Source organism: Lysinibacillus sp. SGAir0095 (genome assembly GCF_005491425.1).
In the GTDB taxonomy this organism is placed as follows: Bacteria; Bacillota; Bacilli; order Bacillales_A; family Planococcaceae; genus Ureibacillus.
The window spans coordinates 3557423-3581828 of record NZ_CP028083.1 but is presented as its reverse complement, the minus strand read 5'-3'; the positions used below and the strand labels follow the sequence as shown (position 1 = coordinate 3581828).

Below are 24406 nucleotides of genomic sequence, written 5' to 3'. Positions count from 1 at the left end.
GTGCTAATCAATTTGGAGAACATTCAATACTTACCCGTTATCTTGGGCGGGATTGTCTATATGTTATATGGAGGAATTTATTATTCAGTCGTTTTATCGAATAAAAACAAAAATAAAGAGATGCTCGATAATCAAAGTAAGGGGCCGGTTAAATATGTCTATTCCGTCGTTCTTGCATTTATTAATTCATTCTTAATAGGTATACTTATTCAATCTGTTGGAGCAGACACACTAATAGTAGGAGCAGGCATTGGTTTTATAATAGGGTTATTAATATCACTTGTTTATTTAAAAAATCGATTATTTGGATTAATGTCTAATAAGTCTTTTCTGATTGCAATTGGAGACCATCTAATCATATTTACTTTACTAGGGATAATCCACGGAATATTTTTGTAGAAATTTAATTAGAAGAGGACAAATTATGATTTGTTCTCTTTTTTTTGGTTTTTTAAATATTATTAACGAAATGTTGCAGTAATCGAAAAGTTTATGAAAAAAGTGAATAAATATCAAAAAAATCTTTAAAGGCAATTGAAAAGTAGGATTTGTTTGTGAATTTGCCATTTTAATGTAATATTTAGCTTGAAATCAAAACTTTATTCGAATCAAGCAAGATGGAAAGGTTGATGGCATTGAATCAGGAAAATTTTATAACAAGTTTAGAAACTTCAATTGGGATATCAGACTTTCTTAATACTATTGATTCAATGGGAGTAGGGCTGTCAATTGTTGACGCAAGAAAAGAAGGCCTGCCTTTAGTATATGTGAATAAGGGGTTTGAAGAGATTACTGGCTACCTTCAAGAAGAAGTTTATATGAAAAATTGCCGTTTCCTCCAAGGTGAAGAAACAGATAGGGAACAGGTTGGCAAAATAAGAAATGCTATTCGAGAATTAAAAACTGAAACTTCAACACTGAAAAATTATCGAAAAGATGGAAGCCCTTTCTGGAACCAATTCATCATTAGCCCTATTTTAGACAACGACAATAAGCCGCTTTATTTTATCGGCTTACAGTTTGATGTCACGAAACAAATAGAAGATGAGAAAAGGGCAAAGCAACGAATTAGACAGCTAGCAAATTTTGATCAACTTACAGGATTAATGAAGCTGGAAAATTTTAAAGAAGTTTTACAAAAATACATCGATAGAGGCTCTGAACAGCTGGCTATCTATAGAGTGAACTTGGACCGTTTTAGAAATATCAATAATAGCTACGGGGAGCATGTTAGTAATATCGTTTTAATAGAGGCGGCAAATCGTCTGAGCGAGATCTTTCCGAAAGCGCCTATTACGAGAAGTTTTGCGGATGACTATATAATTCTGCACGAACTAAATGATTCAATTGAATTGACTAATACACTTTTGTCAATCGAGCGAATTTTAGCAAAGCCCTATATGTTATTAGGAGAAAAAATTACGATCGACTATAGTATCGGTATTAGTAAGTACCCGGAGGATGGCAAGGATGTAGAACATTTACTTTCTAATGCTTCACTGGCATTGCGAGAAGCAAAAAATGACTCCTTAATTCGTTATAGTTATTTTAATAATGAGCTTGCAAAAAAACTTGAAACGCGTATGACGATTGAAAAAAGAATGGTCAATGCTCTGGATAATAGTGAGTTTGTTGTTTTTTATCAACCTAAGGTTTGTGTAAAAACATCTGAAGTTATCGGTATGGAGGCTCTTATTCGATGGAAGGATCCGGAGCAGGGCCTCATCAGTCCAGGAGAATTTATCCCGATAGCAGAAGAAACCGGATTTATTCATCAACTAGGAGAATGGGTCCTATTAGAGGCATGTAGGAGAAATAAGGATTGGCAGGATAAGGGGCGGCGTCATGTACCAGTGTCTGTGAACGTATCTGCACTGCAATTTATGCATGCTCAGTTTATTCCAACGGTAAAGAAGATATTGCAAGAAACAGGGCTTCCGGCGTGTTTTCTAGAATTAGAAATTACAGAATCGATATTAATACAGCCTGATCGTATTATTGAAAAACTAAATGAACTTAAAAAAATGGGCGTATTAATTGCAATTGATGATTTTGGGACAGGGTATTCATCCATCAATTATTTAAAGGATCTGCCTATAGATACCTTGAAAATTGATCGTGCATTTGTAGTAGAAACCCCTAATTCAAATAGAGATAATTCGTTATTGCTATCTATTATACAGCTTGGAAAATCACTTCAATTAAACGTTTTGGTTGAAGGTGCAGAAACAGAAGAACAAATAATGTTCTTGAAAGGAAGTAATTGTGACTCCATTCAAGGGTTTTATTTTAGTAAGCCTCTCAGTGAGAATGACATGGAAATCAAACTTTTAACATAGAAAAGATTTCTCTTTCTACAATTTAAAGATAGCTTTCTACAGCTTGCACTTGCAGTAGTAGGGGCAAGAGTTTGCAGTGCATTATTTAACTACTCTGTAAATAGATATTATGTGTTTTCGAAGTATAAAGACGCCTCGATTAAAAATTCATTGCCAAAATATATAATTCTAGCGATCTTTGTCATGATGGCAAACTTCGTTGTAATTGATTTTTATTATAGTATAGCAGGGGTTTCATTGTTCTTTGCCAAAATTTTAGCAGAAACTACGATTTTCTTTTTTAGTTACTGGTTCCAAAGAAAGTATATTTTTGTGAAGTAAATGTGAATCCAAAGAATGGGATATTAATGATTGACAACTGGTATTGTTTACGAAAGAATAAATCCTAACAATCAGAGAGCTCCTTTTTGAGGAGTTCTTTTTGTTTTAGCTGAATTATACCAAACATTTGAATATGAAAAGGGAAGCATAAAAAAAAGATGAAAAGCCATGATAACCTATAAGTCTGAAAAATAACTGATAAGGAGAGAAGCAATGAAGAAAATTTTACGAATGACAATTGTATTCATGGTCGTCTTTGGCATTTGTATAACTGGAACGATAAGTACCAATGCAAAAGTGGAATCTGTTCCCAATGCTGGTGTTTTCATTAATGGAAAAGTTGTCAGTGGTATTACTCCGATTATTGAAAATGGCGTATACTATCTTCCATTTATAGAGCTTGCCAAAATCTTGAATTATAATAGTATTCAGTTTGAAGAAAAAACAAAGACCTATGAGATAACAGATGGTTCTACTGTGATACGAATAACAATGGGTGGAAGTAGAGCAAAAAAAGGGAATGAATATATAAATATCGAGCCTCCAAGATGGATTAATGAAACAGCTTACGTTTCACTCCATACTAGTGGTGCGATATTTAACTCGTATATAACTTTCAAGAAAGAAAACGGTTCGATTCAGATCCAGACTCCTGCTACAAAATATATCGTGCACACAGGTGATACATTGTATAATATTGCCCGTATTCACCATATCAGCGTTGGCGAATTAAAAAAAGCAAACAGTCTTGCTTCGAATATTATTCAAGATGGACAAGTCTTAAATATACCTAATCCAGATGGATCTAAAGGGGAAATGGAACCAGTAAAAGAACGGGAGCCAGTTAAAAATAATAGCAGTGACTCTATAGCACAGCAAGTAAAAAAAATCCTTGATGATGCCAAGAATTACATCGGAGCAAAATATAAATATGGAGCGACATTAGCAGATGCGCCAAAAGTATTTGACTGTTCATCTTATACTCAATATGTATTCGGGAATTTTGGGATTCAGCTTCCGAGAGTATCCAGAGATCAAGCAAGTAAAGGTGTGGCAGTTTCGGCTTCCAATCTAAAAGCAGGAGATTTAATGTTCTTCACAATGAATGATGCATATACAGATGGAAGGGTTGCCCATGTAGGTATTTATATGGGGGATGGCAATATGATACATGCTTCTACATCAAAAGGTGTTATGATCACAGCCAATGTTTTGCAAAATCCTTATTGGTCAAAAAACTATCTGTTTTCAAAACGTGTTATTCAATAGTCTTAAGATTAAAATGAGTGTTTCCAAAAAAGTGGAGACGCTCTTTTTTAGGTAAATAAAAACTTTTCGAATTTAAAAGGAGGGTTTCTAATGGATTGATGAAACAGAGTATATTTAGGGTCAAGGTTAATCTTGAACGCCAAAGAACAAATAGACCGTCATTATTTTACTTTATATGGTAATATTATTTGTGAGCTAAGGTTGGGAGTGATTTGGTAATGGAGATTTTTCTGCTAGGTTTTGTAGTTGTAGGGATTTTATATCTCACTATTAAATATGGTGTCAGACATGGCATTGATTCATAGGTGCAGGTTAAGTCATTAAGGAGAGACCTGAAAGAAACCCAAGAGCAAATTAAGCAATTAGTAAAGAAAGAAATCTAAATTACATATTCATTATCTAATGCGTTTATCCATAGGGGATTTACGCTTTTTATTTTGATTTTTTAATTTATATGTAGATTATAAGGTCTGGAGGGGAAAGGTTAATGGTGGGCAGTGAACGAATTTGGTTTGTTACGTTCAACAAAAACGAAAAATAATTAAATTGAAATAAATGAAAACGCATGATAGAATTAATAGGATATATGCAATTTTAATTAAATAGGTTTAAAATTCCCTATAATAATTGTATATCATATTTCTTGATTAGTCAACCCAAAAATTGTTTTTAAAGGAGTGTTTGCTATGAGTTTAGAAATTCAACAGGAGCAACAACGAGTTGATGGTGTTATGCAAACAATTGCAAATCAAATCCGTGAGTTGGAGGGAGAAACTTCTCGTCGTAGAGATGAATTAGTTAATATTCGGAGACATTTTTGGGATGAAGTTAAGGTGAATACGGATACCTTCGACGATTATCTTGAGACCATCATTGGATTGAGACAAGAGGCACAAAATCTGTCTGTCAATGAAAGTACGCAAAGGCATGCTACTAAGAGGTTATCAACGCTGAAACGCATGCAGGAGGTTCCTTATTTTGGTCGAATTGATCTCTTAGAAGAAGGTATTACAACGGAGGAACAAGTCTATATTGGAATTTCCTCACTTACAGACGAAAATGGCGATAATTTCCTTATATACGACTGGAGAGCGCCGATTTCGAGTGTCTACTATGATTACCAGCCTGGAGCAGTTCGATATAAAACTCCGGGAGGAATCATTCATGGTACTTTGGAGAAAAAATTGCAATATATTATCCGAAATGGAATTCTCCAATCCATGTTTGATACGAGTCTTACCATTGGAGACGAGATATTACAGCAGGTTCTGGGTAAAGGTTCTGACAAACATATGCACAATATTGTAGCTACGATTCAACAAGAGCAAAACCGAATCATTCGTCATGATAGCGGAAGGCTGCTTATTGTTCATGGAGCAGCTGGTAGTGGTAAGACATCGGCTGCACTCCAGAGAATTGCGTATTTGCTGTACAAATATAGAGAAAGCCTAAAAGCAGATCAAATCATTCTATTTTCTCCAAACTCCTTATTTAACAGCTATGTATCGAATGTGCTGCCAGAGCTGGGTGAAGAGAATATGCAACAGGTCACATTTCAGGACTATTTGAATCATCGGCTGGCTAAAGAATATAAAGTTGAAACTCCATTCGAGCAACTCGAATATATTTTAACTGCGGCCAATTCCCTTTCTTACAAAGCTAGGGTAGAGAGTATAAAATTTAAAGCATCTGTCAGTTTTTATGAAATCATCGAATCATATAGGAAATCATTAGAATTAACTGGTATGTTGTTCAAGGATATTATTTTCAAAGGTAAGCCAATTGTAACCGCAAGAAAAATTTCAGATAGGTTTTATAATAGTGATTCTTCTCTACATTTTCATAACAGACTTGAAAAGTTGAAGGATTGGTTACTTAAACAAGTAAAGGAAGCTGAAAAGGCTGAATGGAATAAACCTTGGGTACAGGAAGAGATTGAACTTCTTAGCAATGAAGAATACCATAAGGCGCAAGTCTACTTAGCTAAAAAACGAGGTTTTAAAAGAGAGTCGATTGCTGATTATGAAATTGAGCCGGAAGCACTTGCCAAATTGATTGTTCGTCGTAGATATAAGCCGTTACGAAATACAATTCAGACGCTAAATTTTATAGATATAAAAGGCATTTACAAAAACCTTTTTGCTGATCCACTTCAAATTAAACAGTTTATTGAAAGTAACCTGCCGGAAGAGTGGGATGAGATTTGTCAAGATACATTAGAATTACTGGATGAAAGAAGATTGTCTTATGAAGATGCTACGCCATTTTTACTTTTAAAAGAATTGATTCAAGGATTTCAGACGAACCGTTCTATAAAACATATCCTTGTTGACGAGGCGCAGGATTATTCCCCGTTTCAATTTGAATTTCTAAAACGTCTGTTTCCTGCTGCCAGAGTAACTGTGCTTGGTGATTTTAATCAGGCAATATTCGCCCATGCAAGACAGATGATAGATTTCCAAACACTAGCAAGCATTTATGGAGAGGCTGAAACGGAGGTAATTAACATGACGCGCAGTTACCGATCCACAAAGCCAATCATTGAATTTACCCGTAGACTAGTACCAAACGGCGAAAGGATTATCCCTTTTGAACGCGACGGTGAGAAACCTGTACTGTCACAATTAGATAATTATTCTGAATTGCACCGATGCATTGCATCCAAGGTAGTTGAATTGCGAAATCAAGAATATAAGAGTATCGCTATTATATGTAAATCGGCTGAGGAAAGTGAACGTGCATATGAAGGGTTGTCTGATATTGGTAATTTAAAGCTTTTGAAAAGTGGATCCTTTGAATATGAACAAGGAGTTGTTGTCATTCCCTCGTACCTGTCAAAAGGTATTGAATTCGACGCTGTCATTATCTATGACGCCTCAGAGGAAGTATACGGTGATGAAAGCTTGCGAAGAGTTTTCTATACAACGTGCACTAGAGCTATGCATTCTTTGAATCTATACAGCGTAGGGAAAGCAAGTCCTTTTTTGGATAAGGCTTTACAAGAAGATTTTATCCAAGCATGCCGCAGTTAAATAAAAAAAGCAAAAGGGAACTGTTATCTGGTTCCTTTTTGCTTTTGCAAATTTAGATAGAAAGCTTAAAGTTAGCTTCGATTAAAAAATACTAATCTAGTATCTTTACTTTTAATTGTTTTACCCCAAAATTAATTGCATCCTCTTTTGAAGCGATGAAGACATCAATTTTATTACCTTTAATGCCTCCACCAGTGTCACCTGCAATTGCTTCACCATAGCCTTCTACATAGACTTTACTTCCTAATGGAATAACGGTTGGATCGACTGAAATGACCTTGGCATCCGGGTTTTCTAAAAGGTTGATTCCAGTAGAGGTAATACCCGAGCATCCCTCACATGAAGCAGTATAGGCCGTAGCTTCAACTATAATTTCCTTTGAAGTTGAATCGCTCTTTGTTGGAGCTTCTGCTACAGGTGCGTTTTCTTTTGCAGCTTCTTTATTTGATGATTGTGCAACTGCTTCTTCCTTGGATTGAGGAGTGCTTTGTGCTGGGGCAGTTACTTTAGGTGTCTCTACTTCTTGTGTGTTATTTGATTTTTGTGCATCAGCATGAATACTTTCTTCCTTAGATGCTGTATTGCCTGTTGATGGAACAGAAACTTCAGGTACGCTTTCTTTTGAATCTTGTACATTTGTAGCAGATGATTTTCCACCTTCAGATGCTGCTTTTGCACCTTGATAGATTAGTAGATTTAATCCAGGGTGAATGAGATCAGTCTGTAAATTGTTCCAATCTTTAATTTGCGAAACCGTTACATTATGATCTATGGCAATATCCCATAATGTATCTCCAAGTTTAACTATATATTGTTTCTCCTGAGTAATCGTTAGTAAATCACCAGGGTAGATTAGGTCGGTGTTAAGATGATTCACTGTTTGAATTGCTTCTACAGATGTATTATTTGCACGTGCTAAATCCCAGAGAGTATCTCCTTTTTGGACGGTTATGGTTGCTGCTTGTGCAGTAGCACCTACTGTTAAGAGTGCAGCGACTGGTACTATCGAAATGATTTTTTTGAACATTCTTTCATCCTCCAAACTCTATGTTGCTGATTCGAGATTTATCGTAACATAGAATTTTTCGAGAAAAAGAACAAGGACGTGTTAATTCGTTTACACAAATGGCATTTATATTGCAAAAATATTTCTCATATTAATTGAAGATAAGGACGTTTAATAAAGAATAAGCGAATTGAGTTGGTAATTAATAAGAAGAAACAAAATGAAATTGTAGAAAATTTATAAATGATTTGAGATAATTGTTAAAAGATGGTAGTTGAGAGGTGAGTAAAATGGGAAGATTTGAAATGAATTTTAAAAATCCTGTTGTAAGAATGTGGTTTTATACAGTATTTCCTATGATGCTTGTTGCAATCGTTTTGTTAGTCATTCTTCCGGTTAAGTACCATTATATTATCCTCTTATTGAAGTCTTTCTTTGTTATTGTATTTTGGGTAGGATATTTACTCTATAAGAAAAAAAGAAACATAAATTAACTTTCATATACTTATAGCCCTTCTTAGTTTAAAAGGATTGAATTCGGTGCGTCCCGATTTCAATCCTTTTTTCTACTGCGAAAAAAATGCTAACTTCCTTGAAACTTTAACGGTGTGTAAACGTTATGTTAATAATGTAAATGATTTTAATTATAATGATGGAAATAACTAAAGTGATATTTGCTTAAATATGTTTAGAGTCTCCGAATCTAGCCTATACTTGCAATTGATGATTGATAGTGAATTGTAAAGCTCTGAATAACAATGTGAATTTGATAGAATTATATTAAAATAATTTATCTCCAGATAAAATGACAAGCTGAAATCAAAGCGAAGAAGCTTTATTTGACTACTCTATAGGATGATTTAGCTATTTAGGTTTTAAGGTAGTTTCTTAGAAAAATAGTAAAATAGCTTGGATAGCGACTTGACAGAACTATGCTGCAAGATGTAATGTATATAAGTTCTAGAAATTGTTCTAGATAAAAATGAATAGTCTTATATTTTACCAAAATAATCTTCTGGTGTATAACTTAATTGTTTTTCTCTCGAGATAATAATTAAGTATATGTAGTTATCATATTTTAATCTATTAGTATAATAGGAAGGTGAAAAAATGGAAGGTTTAAATACTAAAAATAATTTTTTAAATAAATTCTTTGGTCTATATTCATTAGCTGTCATCATGCTATGGCTTAAAACATATATTACTCAAGTTACGCAGTTTGACTTAGGGGTAGAAGGGCCTCTTCAACAATTCCTTTTATTTATCAATCCATTAGGATCGGCTATGTTATTTCTAGGATTTGCTTTTTTATTTAGAGGAAGAGGACGATATGCATCATTAGCGGTCATTTACACACTTATGTCCATTCTTTTATATGCAAATGCGGTTTATTATCGATTCTTCAGTGACTTTATTACATTACCAACAATTTTCCAAACTCAAAACTTTGGAGATTTAGGCGGCAGTGTAGTTTCATTATTACAACCATACGATCTATTATTCTTTGTGGATGTACTGGTGCTAATCTACTTATGCTCAACTAAAAGAATACAAAAAGACACTACTCGAATGGGTTATAAAAAAGGTCTAGCGTTGATTGCTTTTATAATCGGATTTTCAGCAGTTAACTTAGAACTAGCTAATGTCGATCGCCCACAGTTACTAACACGTGGTTTTGATAGAAGCTATATAGTGAAGTATTTAGGAATGTATAACTATACTCTTTATGATGCGACAGAAACTGTAAAAGCATCTTCGCAAAGGGTTTTAGCTGACAATGACGATATGACAGAAGTTATTAACTATGCAAAATCGAACTATGCAGAACCAAATCAAGATTATTTTGGTGCAGCAAAAGGGAAGAATGTTATCTATATTCATTTAGAATCATTCCAGAACTTTTTAATTGACTATAAGTTGGATGGTGAAGAAGTTACACCATTTATCAATTCATTAACTAAAGATTCAAGTTCACTTTACTTTGATAATTTCTTCCATCAAACAGCTCAGGGTAAAACATCGGATGCGGAATTTATGCTAGAAAACTCTATATTCGGTTTACCACAAGGGTCTGCCTTTATTACAAAAGGCGAAAATACGTACCAAGCAGCACCGGCTATTTTAAGTGATAATGGCTATACATCTGCCGTATTCCATGGTAATAGCGGTACATTCTGGAATCGCAACAAGATTTATAAAGCTTTTGGCTATGAACATTTCTTTGATGCAAAGTATTATGACACGAGCGCGGAAATAGATATGGCTGAATATGGTTTGTTGGACAAGCCATTCTTTGAACAATCTATACCACTATTGGAAAATCTACCACAACCGTTCTATACAAAGTTCATTACGGTGGGGCATCATTATCCTTATAAAATCAATCAAGATTTGACAACGATTGGTAAGGCGGATACAGGGGATGCGAGTGTGGATGATTATTTCCAAACAGCTCGTTATGCTGATGAAGCGATTGAACAGTTCTTTGCTGATTTGAAGGAATCAGGTTTATATGAAAACAGTGTGTTCGTTCTTTATGGAGACCATTATGGTATTTCAGAAAATCATAATAAAGCCATGTCAAAAATTATGGGGAAAGAAATTACACCTTATGAAAGTACTAATTTACAACGTGTACCATTAATCATTCATGTTCCAGGAATGGAAGGTGGAGTTAACCATACTTTCGGTGGGCAAATTGACCTTCTTCCAACGTTATTACATTTACTTGGTGTCGATACTCATAATTATGTTCAATTCGGTACGGATTTATTATCTGCAGAGCATAATGAAGTAGTATTGTTTAGAAACGGTGATTATGTTAGTCCTACTATCTACTCAATCAACGATAAATATTATGATGCGACAACTGGCTTGCCACTTGATGAAAGTCAATTAGAAATGACGGATGAGTACAAGAAAGAAGTGGATTATAAATTACAATTATCCGATAATGTAGTGAACGGAGACTTATTGAGATTCTATACACCAGCAGACTTTACTAAAGTGGATCCGTCTCAATACGATTACAATAAAGATCTGACTAAACCAAAAGAAACAATGAATGTAACCGAATAGTGTTATTGAAATAAAGGGGCAAGATCTCACAAGTACTTTTGTGAGATCTTGCCCCTTTTTGTTTAACTCTGTTATTAGCGCACTAGTGTATTGTGTATAGAAAAGTGAAAGTAATCCAAACTACAGTTAAAAGGAAGCTGGAGGGTCCATATGCCGAAACAACCAAAACCGGATAATAGACAAAATAATGTGGAACGTTTACATGACATGATTGAAAATACAGAAAGTAAACTAAAAGAAGCTGAGATTAGTATGGAATTTGCAAGCCCGGAAGATCGTAAAATGCTTCAAAATAAGAATGAGCGTCGAATACATTCGATTGCAGCAATGAAAGAAGAAATGCAAGATGAAATGGATGCTCGCAAGAATAGAGAAATTTAAAAAACGGCACTCTGTATAGAGTGTCTTTTTTTGTGATTATTACATCATACATGGCCATTAAATTGAAACAAGAGATTTAACTATTTGTTTGAAGTGGGAATTTTCCATTAATTCTAAATAAATAAAATTAGAAAAAAGTCCTATATCACATGTTATCATTGCTTCAATGTTAATATTTTCTAATATATGCAAACTATTGAAAAATGGGGACGCAAAGCTACGAATTTATTGTCTGGGTTGCAATTTATCGCATCCTTTTTAACATTTTGCATCCCTATTTAGGGATTTTTTTATAGGTAAATTTCCGTATTCGAGATATTCCTAGGTTGATAAAGGAAAATTTTAGAAAATCTTTGGCTATTGGAGGAATAATAATGGATTTTAAAAGTGTACAGCAACTATTTCCGAGTGAGGATGGAAATAAGCTGCAACAAGAAGCATTCTTAAATTATATTAAAAATTTAATAGAGAATATCGATCATCTAAAAGATCCGAACAAATCCACATTAGGTAATATTCAAGATAAGAATAACGATTTTTATAAAGACATTATTGAAAATACATATACACCTCAATCAGGTATTGGGATGGACAAGGTAGTGCAAGAGTTAATAAGCCTTTCAGAAGGAAGTCCTTATCAAACTAGAAATTATGTAACCAACTCGATCCCAGTAGCAAGCATGGCTGGAATTATCGGTCAGTTAACAACATCGTTATTGAACTCAAACAGTTTATGGGATGTTTATGGACCAGCTGCTACCGAAGCTGAGGTTCGAGTTATTTCTATGATGTCAAAGCTAGTTGGATATGACTTTAAAAAAAGCTGGGGTTATACAACTTGGGGTGGTCAAGGGGCTGTCTTTAATGGACTGCGTCTTGCCATTGTGAAGCAATTTCCAAATTCAAATGAAGAAGGTATTCCAAATAATCTATATTGCTTTGCTTCTGAAAATGCCCATTACAGCTTATTAAAATCTGTAGAAGCAACTGGTATCGGCAGCAAACATTTAATCACCGTTAAAGCTGGATCAGATCATTCAATGGACTTATCTGACTTAAGATATAAATTGGAAGAGGTCATTCAAAAAGGTGGTATTCCGGTTTATATTGTTGCAACAACAGGTGTAACAGACAGTTTTGGAATCGATGATGTAAAAGCGATTAAAGAACTCTCGACAGAAATGGAAGAAAAGTACGGATTAAAACCAATACATATTCATGCAGATTCAGCAATGGGTGGCTTCTATAGTTTCTTCCGTGAATATGATTTTGCAAAAAATCCACTTCGATTTGAAGAAAAGGTATTAACAAGCTTAGAAAAAATCAATGAAAGAATGAAGCATATTTATTTAGCTGATAGCTGTTGTTTTGACTTCCATAAACTAGGACAAAATCCTTATAACGCAAGTTTATATTTAGTAAAAAATGGACAGGATTTTGGCTTGTTAGACCTTGAAGAATTTGACACACCATATGTCGGTAATCGTGGATACGGAAGCTATCATACCGGCTATACATTAGAGTGCTCAAGAATGGGAAGTGCTGTTTCGATTTATGCGTCATTATTAGCTTTTGGGGTGGAAGGATACCAACAATTGCTAGCTAACTATATTCGTGTAAATCTAGCTTTCAGAGAAAAATTAGTATCGAAGATTCCTAGGATTGGAATTACCAATGACAAAGCTATTGGGCCAATCACTACTTTCAGATTGTATGAAAGTAAACCAATCTGGAATCTTGAAATTAGTGGAAAAACAACTCTTCAGGAGATTAAAAAGACAAACGAATTGAATAATCAATTATTTGAGATTTTAGGAAAAAATCGTGAAGATGTCTTCTTTGGCGATACTAAGAAACAGTGCTTGGTGGATGTTAGTGATTCGAAGGAACGATATCCAATTTATGCGGCTAAGTTTTTCTCGATTTCCCCTTATACAACGTTAGAGCATTTAGACCACATTATCGATGCGATTGAAAATGCCATTACGGAACTGGAGGAAATACCAAATGAAGTTTTTATCTAAATTTAAGCATTCAATCCTGATGAAATATATATTAAGTTTTATTGTTCCAATTGCGATTATCTCTATTTCCTTCAGTACTATTTTATATTTCTTTTCACAGAGTATTGTAAATAACCAGGTTTTAGATCAATTTGAAAAGAATCTAGAATTGTTGGTGCAGGAGGCCCAGAGAGAAATTGACCCATCTGTTGTGGAAGAGGCGGATAATGGAGACAAAGAAAAGTATCAAGAGCTGTTGAACACACTTAATAACTATGCAGAAAAATATGAGTCTGTTGAATTAGCTTATGTTTTGACACAAAAAGGGGATAAAAGTTATATCGTCGGTGTTAACGGTGATGACTTATATGGAACGGAATATGCTTTAACAAAGGAAATGAATAATACTTTTAATAAAGGGACAACTGAAATTAGCGATATCTATGAAGACGAATATGGGATTCATAAATCAATTTCCGCTCCGATTGAGGGGACGGAGATGATGGTAGGAATTGATCTTGATGCATCGTTTATCCAAAAACTATATTCGACTATTCTAATGATTTCAATTATACTTTCGCTAATATTTATCATAATAGGTGTGATTGTAGCCTTTTTTGTAAGCAAAAAGATTATTAATCCACTACTTTTATTACGTAATTATGTAAGCCGTGTTGCGAATGGGGACTTATCTGTGAATGAGCTCCATGTTAAAGGCAAAGATGAAATTGCTCAATTAGCTGAAGGTATTCAAACTATGGTGCAAAACCTAAATGAATTGATTGCTTCCATTTCTGAGAGTGGTGAGCAAGTTGCAGCAACATCCCAGGAACTTATGGCGGGTGCTGAACAAACAAGCCAATCGATCAATCAAATTACTGGTGCAATTCAAGAAGTTTCAAGCGGTGTCGAAAATCAAGTAACGAATATTGAGAATATGAATGATAACGTAACAAATATCTCAGGTAGCATGCAACAGATTACTGACAATTTAAGTTTAGTAACCGATAATTCGCAAAACACAACCAATATTGCAGAAAATGGTAGTAAAGTAATTGAAGAGGCTGTTGAAAAGGTTCATATCACATACAAAACGATTCAAGAAACTTCAGAGGTAGTCAATCGATTAAGTGATTATACAAAAGAAATTAGTGATATTGTCACTATCATCACTGAAATAACAGATCAAACAAATTTGCTCGCTTTAAATGCTTCCATTGAGGCAGCACGAGCTGGCGAACATGGAAAAGGATTTGCAGTTGTTGCAGAAGAAGTCCGTAAATTGGCGGACCAATCCAAAGAGGCGGCCAACCATATTAGAAGCAAAATTGAAGTGATCAAAGATGAAGCAACCAATGCTGTGAAATATATGGCTGCTGGCTCCGATACATTGAAAGACAGTGTTTCTTCGTTTGAACACGTTGGTGCAGATTTCAGTCATATCTTGGAATCGGTTAACAGTGTTAACAATCAAATTCTAGAAATTAATCATGAGATTGCAGAAATGAACAAAGGTGTACAACATATATCAAGCTCCATGAACGACTTAAGTTCTATTTCTACCCAAACATCAGGGAACATCCAAAATGTCGCCGCTTCCTCAGAAGAGCAATCCGCTACAATGGAAGAAATCACATCCTCTGCAAATGTCCTATCTCAAATGGCAGAGAACCTAAACGGAGCAGTTAAAAGATTCAAATTATAAAAGTTTGATTTAAATTAGAATATTCAGAATTGTTTATGTACCTGGTACGCAAAAAACAAGTGGAGAGAAACAATGCGTTTTTCTCCACTTGTTTTGTTTTATTGAATACTAACAATTGAGGTAAAAGCGATACTTAAAAAACTCTAGATTTTAAACGTGTTTACAACACCGCGTAGGTCTTCAGCCATTTTGGCAAGTGCATGAGCTGAAGCCGTAATTTCTTCCATTGACGCCAGCTGTTCCTCAGCACCTGCAGCCACAGTTTGAGAGTTTGCAGAAGATACCTCAGCACTTTGAGTAATATTTTGAATCTTGAGGCTCATTTCTTCAACAGATGCTGCGATTTGCTCTGAAGTAACAGAAACCTCTTCTGATTTTTTCGATACATCTGTTGCTGAAAGGACAATTTTACCGAAGGATTCTCCTGTTTCATTGATTAAATGAAGCCCTGTCTCTACCTCTAATGTACATTTGTCCATTGAAGCAACAGCTTCCATTGTATTGTTTTGAATGTCCAAAATGAGGTGGGTTATTTGCTCCGCAGAACGTCTTGATTCTTCCGCTAGTTTTCTAACCTCTTCGGCTACAACCGCGAAGCCTTTACCATTCTCACCTGCTCGTGCTGCTTCAATTGCTGCATTTAAAGCTAATAAATTTGTTTGTTCAGAAATGCCAGAAATGACACCTACTATTTTTTCAATTTCTGATGAGCGACTACCTAGATCTTTAATAACACTTGATGAAGCAAGGACAGTATTATTAATAGATTTCATTTGCTCAATTGTTTTATTTAAGGCTATATTTCCTCGTTCTGATTCTTCCGTAGTAGCATTAGAATGCTCTGACACTAGCGAAATAGAATTAGCAATGTAATTTATACTCGCTGTTGTTTCTTGCGTAGAAATAGATATCTCCTCTGTATGCTTTACTGAATCTTCAGCACCAGCAGCAAGATAAGTACTTGCTTCTGCGATATGTTGGGAAGCATTACTTGTTTCTTCCGCACTAGCGATTAACTGCTCAGATGATGCTGCAACTTGATCGGACGATTCACGAACGTTCATAATCAGGCTCTTTAATTGAGTCAGCATTTGATTAAATGAATGTGCAAGTGAGCCCATTTCATCTTTCGATACATAAGTACTCAGAACAGTCAGATCCCCTTGCTGTGCTTTTTTCATCAATTGTTCCATTTCTTGCGTTGGTTTTGAAATCACATTAGCAATTATCCAACTTAATCCCACATATAAAGCTAATGCAATCGCAATGACAGCAATTAAAATGATTGTTGATGTGTGAATATCTTTTTCATTTTGTTCATTAACTGATTTGGCTTCCGCGCTATTTAGCTTAATAATTTCTGTGTACACTTCATCGATCTCATTTAAGATTGGAGCCACTTTGGCAACATATAATGCGTAGCTTTCTGTATTTTGGTTATTTTTCGCTAAATCTAGAATTTCTGTTTGATACCCAGAGAATGCCTTAGATAATTCACTTATTTGATCTAATAACTCCAACTCCTTTGAATCATCCGAGTTGTAGGATTTCAATAGACCACGATTTGCTGTAATCCGATCATCAATCGCTGTCAAAAGTTCCTCATTACGTTCACTTTCCGTATTGACCATTAATTCGATCAAGGCTAAGCGAACATACTGTGAATTATTTTTCAATTCACTAACTGTTTCAATCGGTGTCAATTTGTTATCGTACATATCTTCCAATTTACTTCCCATTTTGTTCAATTGAATAAAGCTAATTCCACCAATTAATAAAAGGCTCAGAAGAGTAACAATCAAAAGTAAGGTGAACTTTTGATTAAGTTTTAAATTTTTTATCCATTTCATGCTGTATTCTCCTTTGTTAGTTCGGATATTTAATAGATTTTCATAACATTCATCTTCTAATGATATATCGAGAAATAAAATCAATTGTTTATACTAGGACTTTAGTTTTTTTATGGTTAAATTCTTCCAATCTTTCTCCTATGACAAATAGAAAATATTAGTTATTATTTGCTATCTATGAACAGTACTTACTATGTGATATTATCAACAAAGATAATGCTGTAATTTTAACAGGAGGAAATACCCATGGTTTCTATGAAAAACCTCGTTTCTAACTCTCAAAAAAACCGTATAAAGAGAGGTTTATCAGAAAATCAGGTACACGTTCAGTATGATGATTTAATCCCTTTTTTAAAGAAAAACGGGGGTAACCATGTATCGCATCTAATTTTTTTACAAGATAAACAACAGTTTTGGACGAAAGATTTGAATGTGTTGATTGTGTATAAACAAATTTTCGATAAATATGTAGTACTTGGCGACCCAATTGGGGATGAATCTATTTTCCCCACAGCCATTATAGAATTCAATGAGTTCTGTAAAGTGAATAGGGTAAAACCTATTTATTACCAAGTGAATCCTCGCTATATGCAACTCTATCATGAGGCTGGATTTCGATTTATGAAGCTAGGCGAAGAAGCGCTTATAAATCTCGATCAGTTTACTTTAGAGGGAAAAAGGACTGCGAAGCTACGAACTAGATTAAATAAATTTAAGCGGAATGGATTTACATTTTGTGTTGTAGAACCACCACATTCTTCTAAATTCATTTCCGAGATTAAGAAAATTTCAGATTGTTGGCTCGGTGGTGAAACTGAGAAGGGATTCTCGGTAGTTTCTTTTTGCGAGGATTATGTTTCACGCTTTCCGATTGCGCTTTTACATAATACAGAAGGAAAGGTGATTGCTTTTGCCACTTTAGCAACAGATTACAGACAAACAATAACTATCGACCTTATGAGAAACTGTAAGAAGAGTCCTCATGGGACAATGGATGTGTTGTTTACAAATATTATTTTATGGGCAAAAGAATCTGGCTTTCAGAAATGTAGTTTGGGAATGGCGCCGCTAGCCAACGTAGGTAATTGCAAACATTCATTTATTAGTGAAAAGCTGATTCATTATGTCTATCGTTATGGGAATAAGAAGTACAATTTTAAAGGTTTAAAAGAGTTTAAAGGAAAATTTGCAACAGACTGGGAGCCCAAATACCTAGCGTACAAAAAATCATTTTTACCGATTATATTCCTGCAATTAATAGTATTGATTAATCGCCAAAGTCTTCCTCATAAAACATTCTTAAGTAAAGGTGTTGTAAGGAAAGTAATTGGGAGTAAATTGCGTTTTGAATAATGGAAAGGGTTTTTATAGAGTGGTCACTATAAAGAAATGAGTCGGAGAGGGAAACTATGCTATTAAGTAAAGTATTCGTAAAGTTTATGAGATATAGTTTGGTAGGTTGTATAAGTACGTTAATCTATTTTCTTTCAGTTTTTGTTTTTATTGAAGGTTTGCATATGGATCCTGTGTTGGGTTCGGCGGTTTCTTTTATCATCATGACCATTGTATCTTTTTTCCTAAACGTAAAGTATACGTTTGGAAGTAGTATTACTCAGCAGAAAGCATTACGTTTCATGACCGTGTCAACAATAGGATTTATCTTGAATTTTTTACTAATGTTTGTCATTGTTCATATATTTGACTTCCATTATTTTATCGGAGAATTAGTTACCATTCTAGTGATTCCAGTTGTTAATTTTCTACTAAATAATTATTGGACGTTTCAATCGCCTGCGTAATACAAACATAAAAATATTAAGATTTTTCTTAAATAATAAAAATGATGGTAAGGATGTAACATATGAAGATCAAATTAGGTGCTAAAATAAATATAATCGTCATCGGTATTATACTTCTGCTTTCAACAGTTATTGGTGTTGTAGTAAATCATGAAGTAAGTGCAGGTATTAAGCAATTTGCGATACAAAAAGCAGATGGTGATTTGAAGCTTTCTTCTAACTTTATTGATAGTAAATATCCTGGTTACTGGGAAATTAAAGATAATAAGCTCTATAAAGGCTCTACCGTAATTAATGATAATACCGAAATAGTAGATGCTATTGGAGAAGACACTGGTGATACAGTGACGATCTTTCAAGGGGATACTCGTGTTGCAACGAATGTCATGAAGGATGGAGAACGAATTGTTGGAACGCAAATTTCGCAACAAGTTTCGGACGTAGTGATTGGGAAAGGTGAGAAGTATTTAGGTGAAGCGAATGTGCAAGGGACTATTTATCAAGCAGCCTATATGCCACTAAAAAACGCGCAAGATGAAATTGTTGGTATTCTATACGTAGGAGCTCCTCAGGATATAATCGATAGCATTACTTCAAAAGTATTTAAAGATTTTCTTATTGTGTTGCTTGTGATTATTGCACTATCTATTATCGGTGTTTCATTCTTCACTAGAAGAATAAAAAGCAGGTTATACCGTATGTCAACGGTTCTTCAATTAGCTGGAAAGGGCGATTTTACAGCGGTTATTGAAGATAAAACGAGGGATGAACTAAGTGATTTAGCAATTAGTTTTAATCTGATGTCTCAAAACTTAAAATCGATGATAAACGAAGTAACGATCTCTTCCAACCAACTTTCTAATGCGGCAGAGGAGCTTTTGGCAAGCTCAGAAGAAACAACAGCAGCAACAAATCAGGTGGCTGTTTCAATAACGGACGTAGCCAAAAATGTAGAAGTTCAAGGGAAGAATACAGAAGAAAGCGCAATAGCAATTGATGAAATTACTATCGCAATAACAAAAATTGCGGACAATGCTTCAAGTGTAGCTGAGTCGTCAGTAGAATCTACCAAACAAACAGAATTGGGTTATCAATCTATTCAGAATGTTATTGAACAAATGAAAACAATTTCTCAAGCAAATTCAGAAACGAATCATGTGATACAGGAATTAGAAAGTAAATCCAATGAAATTGGGAACATTATCGAGGCAATCACCAACATTGCAGATCAAACGAATCTACTTGCTTTGAATGCTGCAATTGAATCAGCTCGTGCAGGCGAGCATGGAAAGGGCTTTGCCGTTGTAGCCGATGAAGTGCGTAAACTTGCTGAACAGGCTAGTGCTTCAGCGAATCAAATTTCAGATATTATCAAAGAAATTCAAGCTGAGACACAAAAAGCTGCTCAGATGATGCATGAAGCTAACCAAGAGGTAACTAATGGTGTGAATTTAGCCCAAGAAACTGGTAATACGTTTAACGTTATTAAGCATTCTATACAGGATTCTACTCTGCAAACACAAGAACTTTCTGCTATCTCTGAAGAATTATCAGCAAGTGTTCAGCAAGTAAATGCTTCCATTGAAGAGGTAGCACAATTAGCCAAAGTAACTTCAGATAATGCGGGACAAATTGCTACTGTAACAGAGGAGCAGCTTGCCGCAACAGAGGAAGTTACAAATTCTGCTGCGTCTTTATCTAAACTGGCCGAAAATCTTCGAGAATTGGTAAATAAATTTAAAATCTAATATTAATGTTTTGAAACGCTGCTCATCCAATTTGGATGTAGCAGTGTTTTTATTTGATTATTTTTATAATAAGTAAAATTACCTAATTTCCACTTTTTTTAAAAGCTAATAAAATAATAATAAACTTGAGTAACTCCAAGTTATTAGAGGGGTTGAGTGAGAACTAATTTTTACAAAACGATTTTTTTTGGAAAATCCTCTATTGACAAAATAGTATGACCTAACATAAAGTTTCCTTAAAGAAAGTTTTTGTCTATGGGGAAAATGCTTGTACAAACAAACTCTAAATTTTTTTACGCCAAAAGTTTCCCTAAGGCAACAATTATTCCTTAATACAAGGAGGAGAAGAAATGAGTAAACTAAAGACTTTTATTCAGTTGCTATTGTTTGGTATTGGGAGTGTAGTATTTTTAAGTGCCTGCAATTCATCAACAGAAGAAAATGGTACGAATTCGAATAATTCAACAAATGAACGGATTCAAATTGTAACAACAATCGCACAGATTGGAGAACCGATTCAACTAATTGGTGGTGAACGTGTAGAGGTTCAGAGCTTGATGGGACCTGGAGTGGATCCCCATTTGTATGAAGCAACACAAGGAGATATAACTACTTTACAAAATGCAGAAGTGATTTTTTACAACGGGCTTCATCTTGAAGGGAATATGACTGATATATTCGCAAAACTAGAAGAAACAAAAACAACATTAGCTCTAGGAGAATCAATTGACGAAAGTCGATTACTGGAAGATGAGGAAGGGGCAATCGATCCCCATATTTGGTTTGATTTAGACATTTGGAAGGATGCGTTAAATAATGCAACAGAAATTTTAAAAGAATATTCGCCTGACGATGCCGGTTATTTTGAACAAAACAAACAAGATTATTTTGCTAAAATTGATGAACTAAAGGCAGATGCTTCAGAGAAGTTATCCAGTATTTCTGATGAGCAACGTGTATTAGTAACTGCACATGATGCATTTGGATATTTTGGTCGAATGTATGACATAGAGGTTATCGGTCTACAGGGGCTAAGTACAGAAGATGAAGTAGGTTTATCAGATATCCAATCAACTGTTGACCTGTTAATTGAAAAGCAGGTCCCATCAGTATTTGTGGAAAGCAGTATAAATCAAAATTCGATCAAGGCAGTAATCGAGGGTGCTGCAAAGGATGGATTAAAAGTCGACCTTGGTGGTGAACTATTCTCCGATGCTATGGGGGATGCAGGTACAGAAGAAGGGACGTATTTGGGGATGTATCGTCACAATGTTGAAACGATTTATAAGGGGTTATCAGGAGGTGGTAACTGATGAATGTCCTTGAAGTGAAAAAACTGAGTGCCGCCTATCGAAAAAATACAGTTCTTAATGACGTGTCGTTTTCAGTTAAGCAAGGTTCGCTTACGGGTATTGTAGGTCCTAACGGTGCTGGGAAGTCCACCTTAATAAAAGTTTTACTGGATCTACATCCTAAGTTATCTGGAAATGTTTCATTTTTTGATGCGACTTTAAAAAAGATGAAAACCAGAATAGGGTATGTTCCACAGCGTGGTTCTGTAGATTGGGATTTTCCTACCGATGCATTGGACGTAGTGATGATGGGAATGTATGGGCAAATTGGTTGGTTAAAATGGCCGAAAAAAAAACATAAAGAGAAAGCGCTGGATGCATTAAGAAAAGTAGGAATGGCTGATTATGCGCATCGGCAAATCAGTGAATTGTCAGGAGGCCAACAACAACGGGTCTTTCTAGCAAGAGCGTTAATCCAAGAAGCAGATTTATATTTTATGGATGAGCCACTTGCTGGTGTAGATGCTGCGACCGAAAGAGCGATTATGACTATTTTAAGAGAGTTAAAGAACGAAGGGAAAACAGTTCTGGTAGTCCACCATGACCTTCAGACAGTAGAAGACTATTTCGATCAAGTGTTATTTTTAAACCGTTCAGTAGTGGCACATGGTGAAGTCCATAATACATTCACAACAGAAAATATTGAAAAAGCCTATGGTGGAACTGTTCGTTGGCTGAAGGAGGGAATTGGCCTTGTCAATTCTCCTGTCTAGTAACTTTCAATGGGTTTTCCTTAGCACACTCGTTCTAGGTATCGCCTCTGGATTGATTGGTTGTTTAGCCTATTGGAAAAAACAAAGCTTAATGAGTGATGCTCTATCACATGCTGCTCTACCTGGAGTTATGATCGGTTTTCTCTTATTCCATGAAAAGAATTTCTTTATCTTAATTATAGGTGCAAGTATTAGCGCCTTACTTGGAGCATTATTCATCATGACGATAAAAACGGCTACTCGAATTACTGAAGATACTGCAATGGGAATGATTCTAGCCGTATTTTTTGGTGGAGGAATGGTTCTTCTTACATTAGTAAATCGAAGTAGTGGTGGAAATCAGGCGGGTCTCGATAGTTTTATATTTGGTCAGGCAGCTTCGATGATTGGATCAGATGTAATCATGATGCTAATTCTTGCTTTCTCAATAATTTTAGTGATTGTTGCCGGCTTTAAAGAATGGAAATTATTTTTGTTTGATCCTCATTTTGCGAAAGGGCTTAACTTTTCAATTAAAGGAATGAATGTGCTTTACTTAATACTTCTTGTTTTAACCATAGTGATTGGTATCCAGGCGGTTGGAGTTATCCTGATGTCTGCCCTACTAATTATTCCTGCTGTAAGCGCAAGATATTGGACACATTCATTTAAGGTGATGATGTGGTTATCGGCTATATTTGGCGGTGTTTCAGGTGCTATCGGAACAACCATTAGCACACTAGGTGCTGGATGGCCTACTGGACCTTTTATAGTTCTTACATCAGGGTGTATTTTCTTAATCTCTTTATTTTTTGGAATTAAAAAAGGAATGGTTATCGAATATATGATGCTCCGCAATAAAAAGAAAGAGATCAAACAACTATCCCTAAACACTTCTATTGCAAGGGAGGGGAAATCATGACCTATACTGCATGGATATTACTTACTGCATCTCTTGTTGGGATTTCCTGTGGCCTTATGGGAGTACTGTTGATTTTGCGTAAAATGGCGATGATGGCGGATGCAATTAGTCATACAGTGCTTCTTGGTATTGTTATGGCCTACTTAATGACGCAAAGTTTAAGCGGTATTCATATGGTAATTGGTGCTGCAGTGGCTGGGGTTTTAACCACCTATCTTGTGCAATGGTTAAATAATCGAGGCGTTCAACAAGATGCTTCTATCGGTGTAGTGTTTACAACGCTTTTTGCATTAGGTGTCATATTGATTGCAACGAAAGTAGGGAATGCCCATTTGGATGTCAAACATGCCTTAATGGGAGAAATTACATTCATTCCGTGGGATACAATTCATCTACCGATAGTTGGTGATATGCCTATAGCGACCCTTACTTTATTCATAGTGTTGGTGGTCGTTATCTTAATCATTGGGCTTTTTTATAAGGAGTGGAAACTCACTACCTTCGATTCAGCCCTAGCAGCAAGTATTGGAATCCCAGTTTTGGCTATGCATTATTTATATATGACACTTCTTTCTGTAACAACAGTCGCTTCTTTTGATGCAGTTGGGGCAATTATGGTTGTTGCCATGTTGATTGCCCCAGCAGCGGCAGCCTACCTTTGGACAGATAGGCTAATAAAAATGTTTGTTCTAAGTGCATTATTTGGAACGGTATCAGCTATCTCTGGTTACTATTTCGCTCTTTGGATTGATACGACAATTTCAGGTTCCATGGCATTTGCTACAGGTCTAGTATTTCTTTTAAGCTTTATATTCTCACCTCGTCATGGAATGGTTTCATATTGGATTAGACCGCTTAGAGCGAAATGAGTTTTGCTGTTAGGCATGTATATCAATAAAAAGTTTTTCG

17 protein-coding genes and 1 pseudogene are annotated in these 24406 nt (G+C 35.2%); 16 read left to right on the top strand and 2 right to left on the bottom strand.

Translation table 11 applies throughout. From position 1 onward, the window contains the following. The 5 genes and pseudogenes from C1N55_RS17675 (at position 1) to helD (ending at position 6961) form a co-directional block, all read left to right on the top strand. Positions 1-399, top strand: a complete 399-nt coding sequence (locus C1N55_RS17675; protein WP_137730025.1) for a DUF1761 domain-containing protein — start codon at positions 1-3, stop codon at positions 397-399. Positions 400-629: 230 nt separating this feature from the next. After that, complete coding sequence (locus tag C1N55_RS17670) at positions 630-2339, top strand: bifunctional diguanylate cyclase/phosphodiesterase (protein ID WP_137730024.1); 1710 nt, start codon at positions 630-632, stop codon at positions 2337-2339. Between the two features lie 42 nt (positions 2340-2381). Continuing rightward, positions 2382-2660 (top strand): annotated as a pseudogene (locus C1N55_RS21065) (GtrA family protein); the annotation flags it as partial. Positions 2661-2873: 213 nt separating this feature from the next. Further along, complete coding sequence (locus C1N55_RS17660) at positions 2874-3929, top strand: C40 family peptidase (protein WP_137730022.1); 1056 nt, start codon at positions 2874-2876, stop codon at positions 3927-3929. A gap of 686 nt (positions 3930-4615) precedes the next feature. Continuing rightward, a complete protein-coding gene (gene helD / locus C1N55_RS17655) occupies positions 4616-6961 on the top strand; it encodes an RNA polymerase recycling motor HelD (protein WP_137730021.1) in 2346 nt (781 codons plus the stop codon). Positions 6962-7052: 91 nt separating this feature from the next. On the opposite strand, the gene C1N55_RS17650 is transcribed toward helD, so the two are convergent. After that, entirely contained in the window at positions 7053-7988 is a 936-nt protein-coding gene (locus tag C1N55_RS17650) for a 3D domain-containing protein (protein ID WP_137730020.1), read from the bottom strand. 1089 nt (positions 7989-9077) lie between these two features. On the opposite strand from C1N55_RS17650, the gene C1N55_RS17645 reads away from it, so the two are divergent. The 4 genes from C1N55_RS17645 to C1N55_RS17630 all read left to right on the top strand — a co-directional run bounded on the left by C1N55_RS17645 (position 9078) and on the right by C1N55_RS17630 (position 15134). Next, positions 9078-11045 carry a lipoteichoic acid synthase gene (locus tag C1N55_RS17645; RefSeq protein ID WP_137730019.1) on the top strand — a complete coding sequence of 656 codons (1968 nt, stop codon included), beginning with the start codon at positions 9078-9080 and terminating at the stop codon, positions 11043-11045. Positions 11046-11195: 150 nt separating this feature from the next. Then, positions 11196-11426: a small acid-soluble spore protein Tlp gene (locus tag C1N55_RS17640; RefSeq protein ID WP_137730018.1), complete on the top strand. Its 231-nt coding sequence runs from the start codon at positions 11196-11198 to the stop codon at positions 11424-11426. Positions 11427-11800: 374 nt separating this feature from the next. Further along, complete coding sequence (locus C1N55_RS17635) at positions 11801-13450, top strand: pyridoxal phosphate-dependent decarboxylase family protein (RefSeq protein WP_137730017.1); 1650 nt, start codon at positions 11801-11803, stop codon at positions 13448-13450. Next, complete coding sequence (locus C1N55_RS17630) at positions 13434-15134, top strand: methyl-accepting chemotaxis protein (protein WP_168193894.1); 1701 nt, start codon at positions 13434-13436, stop codon at positions 15132-15134. The genes C1N55_RS17635 and C1N55_RS17630 overlap by 17 nt, the downstream gene beginning before the upstream one ends. Before the next feature lie 143 nt (positions 15135-15277). Here C1N55_RS17630 and C1N55_RS17625 read toward each other — a convergent pair whose 3' ends face one another. Then, on the bottom strand, positions 15278-16984 hold the full coding sequence (locus C1N55_RS17625; protein WP_137730015.1) for a methyl-accepting chemotaxis protein: 1707 nt from the start codon (positions 16982-16984) through the stop codon (positions 15278-15280). A 246-nt stretch (positions 16985-17230) separates the two neighbouring features. Between C1N55_RS17625 and C1N55_RS17620 the strand changes: the two genes are divergently transcribed. The 7 genes from C1N55_RS17620 to C1N55_RS17590 all read left to right on the top strand — a co-directional run bounded on the left by C1N55_RS17620 (position 17231) and on the right by C1N55_RS17590 (position 24366). Then, complete coding sequence (locus C1N55_RS17620) at positions 17231-18337, top strand: phosphatidylglycerol lysyltransferase domain-containing protein (protein WP_137730014.1); 1107 nt, start codon at positions 17231-17233, stop codon at positions 18335-18337. A 56-nt stretch (positions 18338-18393) separates the two neighbouring features. Beyond that, complete coding sequence (locus C1N55_RS17615; RefSeq protein ID WP_137730013.1) at positions 18394-18783, top strand: GtrA family protein; 390 nt, start codon at positions 18394-18396, stop codon at positions 18781-18783. 62 nt (positions 18784-18845) lie between these two features. Next, on the top strand, positions 18846-20531 hold the full coding sequence (locus C1N55_RS17610) for a methyl-accepting chemotaxis protein (RefSeq protein ID WP_137730012.1): 1686 nt from the start codon (positions 18846-18848) through the stop codon (positions 20529-20531). 350 nt (positions 20532-20881) lie between these two features. Beyond that, positions 20882-21844, top strand: coding sequence for a metal ABC transporter solute-binding protein, Zn/Mn family (locus C1N55_RS17605; protein ID WP_137730011.1), 963 nt, complete (start codon positions 20882-20884; stop codon positions 21842-21844). Continuing rightward, the gene (locus C1N55_RS17600) at positions 21844-22596 is read left to right on the top strand and encodes a metal ABC transporter ATP-binding protein (protein ID WP_137730010.1); all 753 of its coding nucleotides are present in this window, start codon (positions 21844-21846) and stop codon (positions 22594-22596) included. Before C1N55_RS17605 ends, C1N55_RS17600 begins: the two co-directional genes overlap by 1 nt. Then, positions 22577-23497 carry a metal ABC transporter permease gene (locus tag C1N55_RS17595; protein WP_137730009.1) on the top strand — a complete coding sequence of 307 codons (921 nt, stop codon included), beginning with the start codon at positions 22577-22579 and terminating at the stop codon, positions 23495-23497. Before C1N55_RS17600 ends, C1N55_RS17595 begins: the two co-directional genes overlap by 20 nt. Then, complete coding sequence (locus C1N55_RS17590; protein ID WP_137730008.1) at positions 23494-24366, top strand: metal ABC transporter permease; 873 nt, start codon at positions 23494-23496, stop codon at positions 24364-24366. The genes C1N55_RS17595 and C1N55_RS17590 overlap by 4 nt, the downstream gene beginning before the upstream one ends. Positions 24367-24406: the final 40 nt, after the last annotated feature.

Coding starts and splice junctions, on each gene's coding strand:
- C1N55_RS17615 (WP_137730013.1), top strand. CDS start 18,394: ATGCTATTAAGTAAAGTATTCGTAAAGTTTATGAGATATAGTTTGGTA.
- helD (WP_137730021.1), top strand. CDS start 4,616: ATGAGTTTAGAAATTCAACAGGAGCAACAACGAGTTGATGGTGTTATG.
- C1N55_RS17605 (WP_137730011.1), top strand. CDS start 20,882: ATGAGTAAACTAAAGACTTTTATTCAGTTGCTATTGTTTGGTATTGGG.
- C1N55_RS17620 (WP_137730014.1), top strand. CDS start 17,231: ATGGTTTCTATGAAAAACCTCGTTTCTAACTCTCAAAAAAACCGTATA.
- C1N55_RS17650 (WP_137730020.1), bottom strand. CDS start 7,988: ATGTTCAAAAAAATCATTTCGATAGTACCAGTCGCTGCACTCTTAACA.
- C1N55_RS17645 (WP_137730019.1), top strand. CDS start 9,078: ATGGAAGGTTTAAATACTAAAAATAATTTTTTAAATAAATTCTTTGGT.
- C1N55_RS17670 (WP_137730024.1), top strand. CDS start 630: ATGGCATTGAATCAGGAAAATTTTATAACAAGTTTAGAAACTTCAATT.
- C1N55_RS17590 (WP_137730008.1), top strand. CDS start 23,494: ATGACCTATACTGCATGGATATTACTTACTGCATCTCTTGTTGGGATT.
- C1N55_RS17660 (WP_137730022.1), top strand. CDS start 2,874: ATGAAGAAAATTTTACGAATGACAATTGTATTCATGGTCGTCTTTGGC.
- C1N55_RS17610 (WP_137730012.1), top strand. CDS start 18,846: ATGAAGATCAAATTAGGTGCTAAAATAAATATAATCGTCATCGGTATT.
- C1N55_RS17625 (WP_137730015.1), bottom strand. CDS start 16,984: ATGAAATGGATAAAAAATTTAAAACTTAATCAAAAGTTCACCTTACTT.
- C1N55_RS17640 (WP_137730018.1), top strand. CDS start 11,196: ATGCCGAAACAACCAAAACCGGATAATAGACAAAATAATGTGGAACGT.
- C1N55_RS17635 (WP_137730017.1), top strand. CDS start 11,801: ATGGATTTTAAAAGTGTACAGCAACTATTTCCGAGTGAGGATGGAAAT.
- C1N55_RS17600 (WP_137730010.1), top strand. CDS start 21,844: ATGAATGTCCTTGAAGTGAAAAAACTGAGTGCCGCCTATCGAAAAAAT.
- C1N55_RS17630 (WP_168193894.1), top strand. CDS start 13,434: ATGAAGTTTTTATCTAAATTTAAGCATTCAATCCTGATGAAATATATA.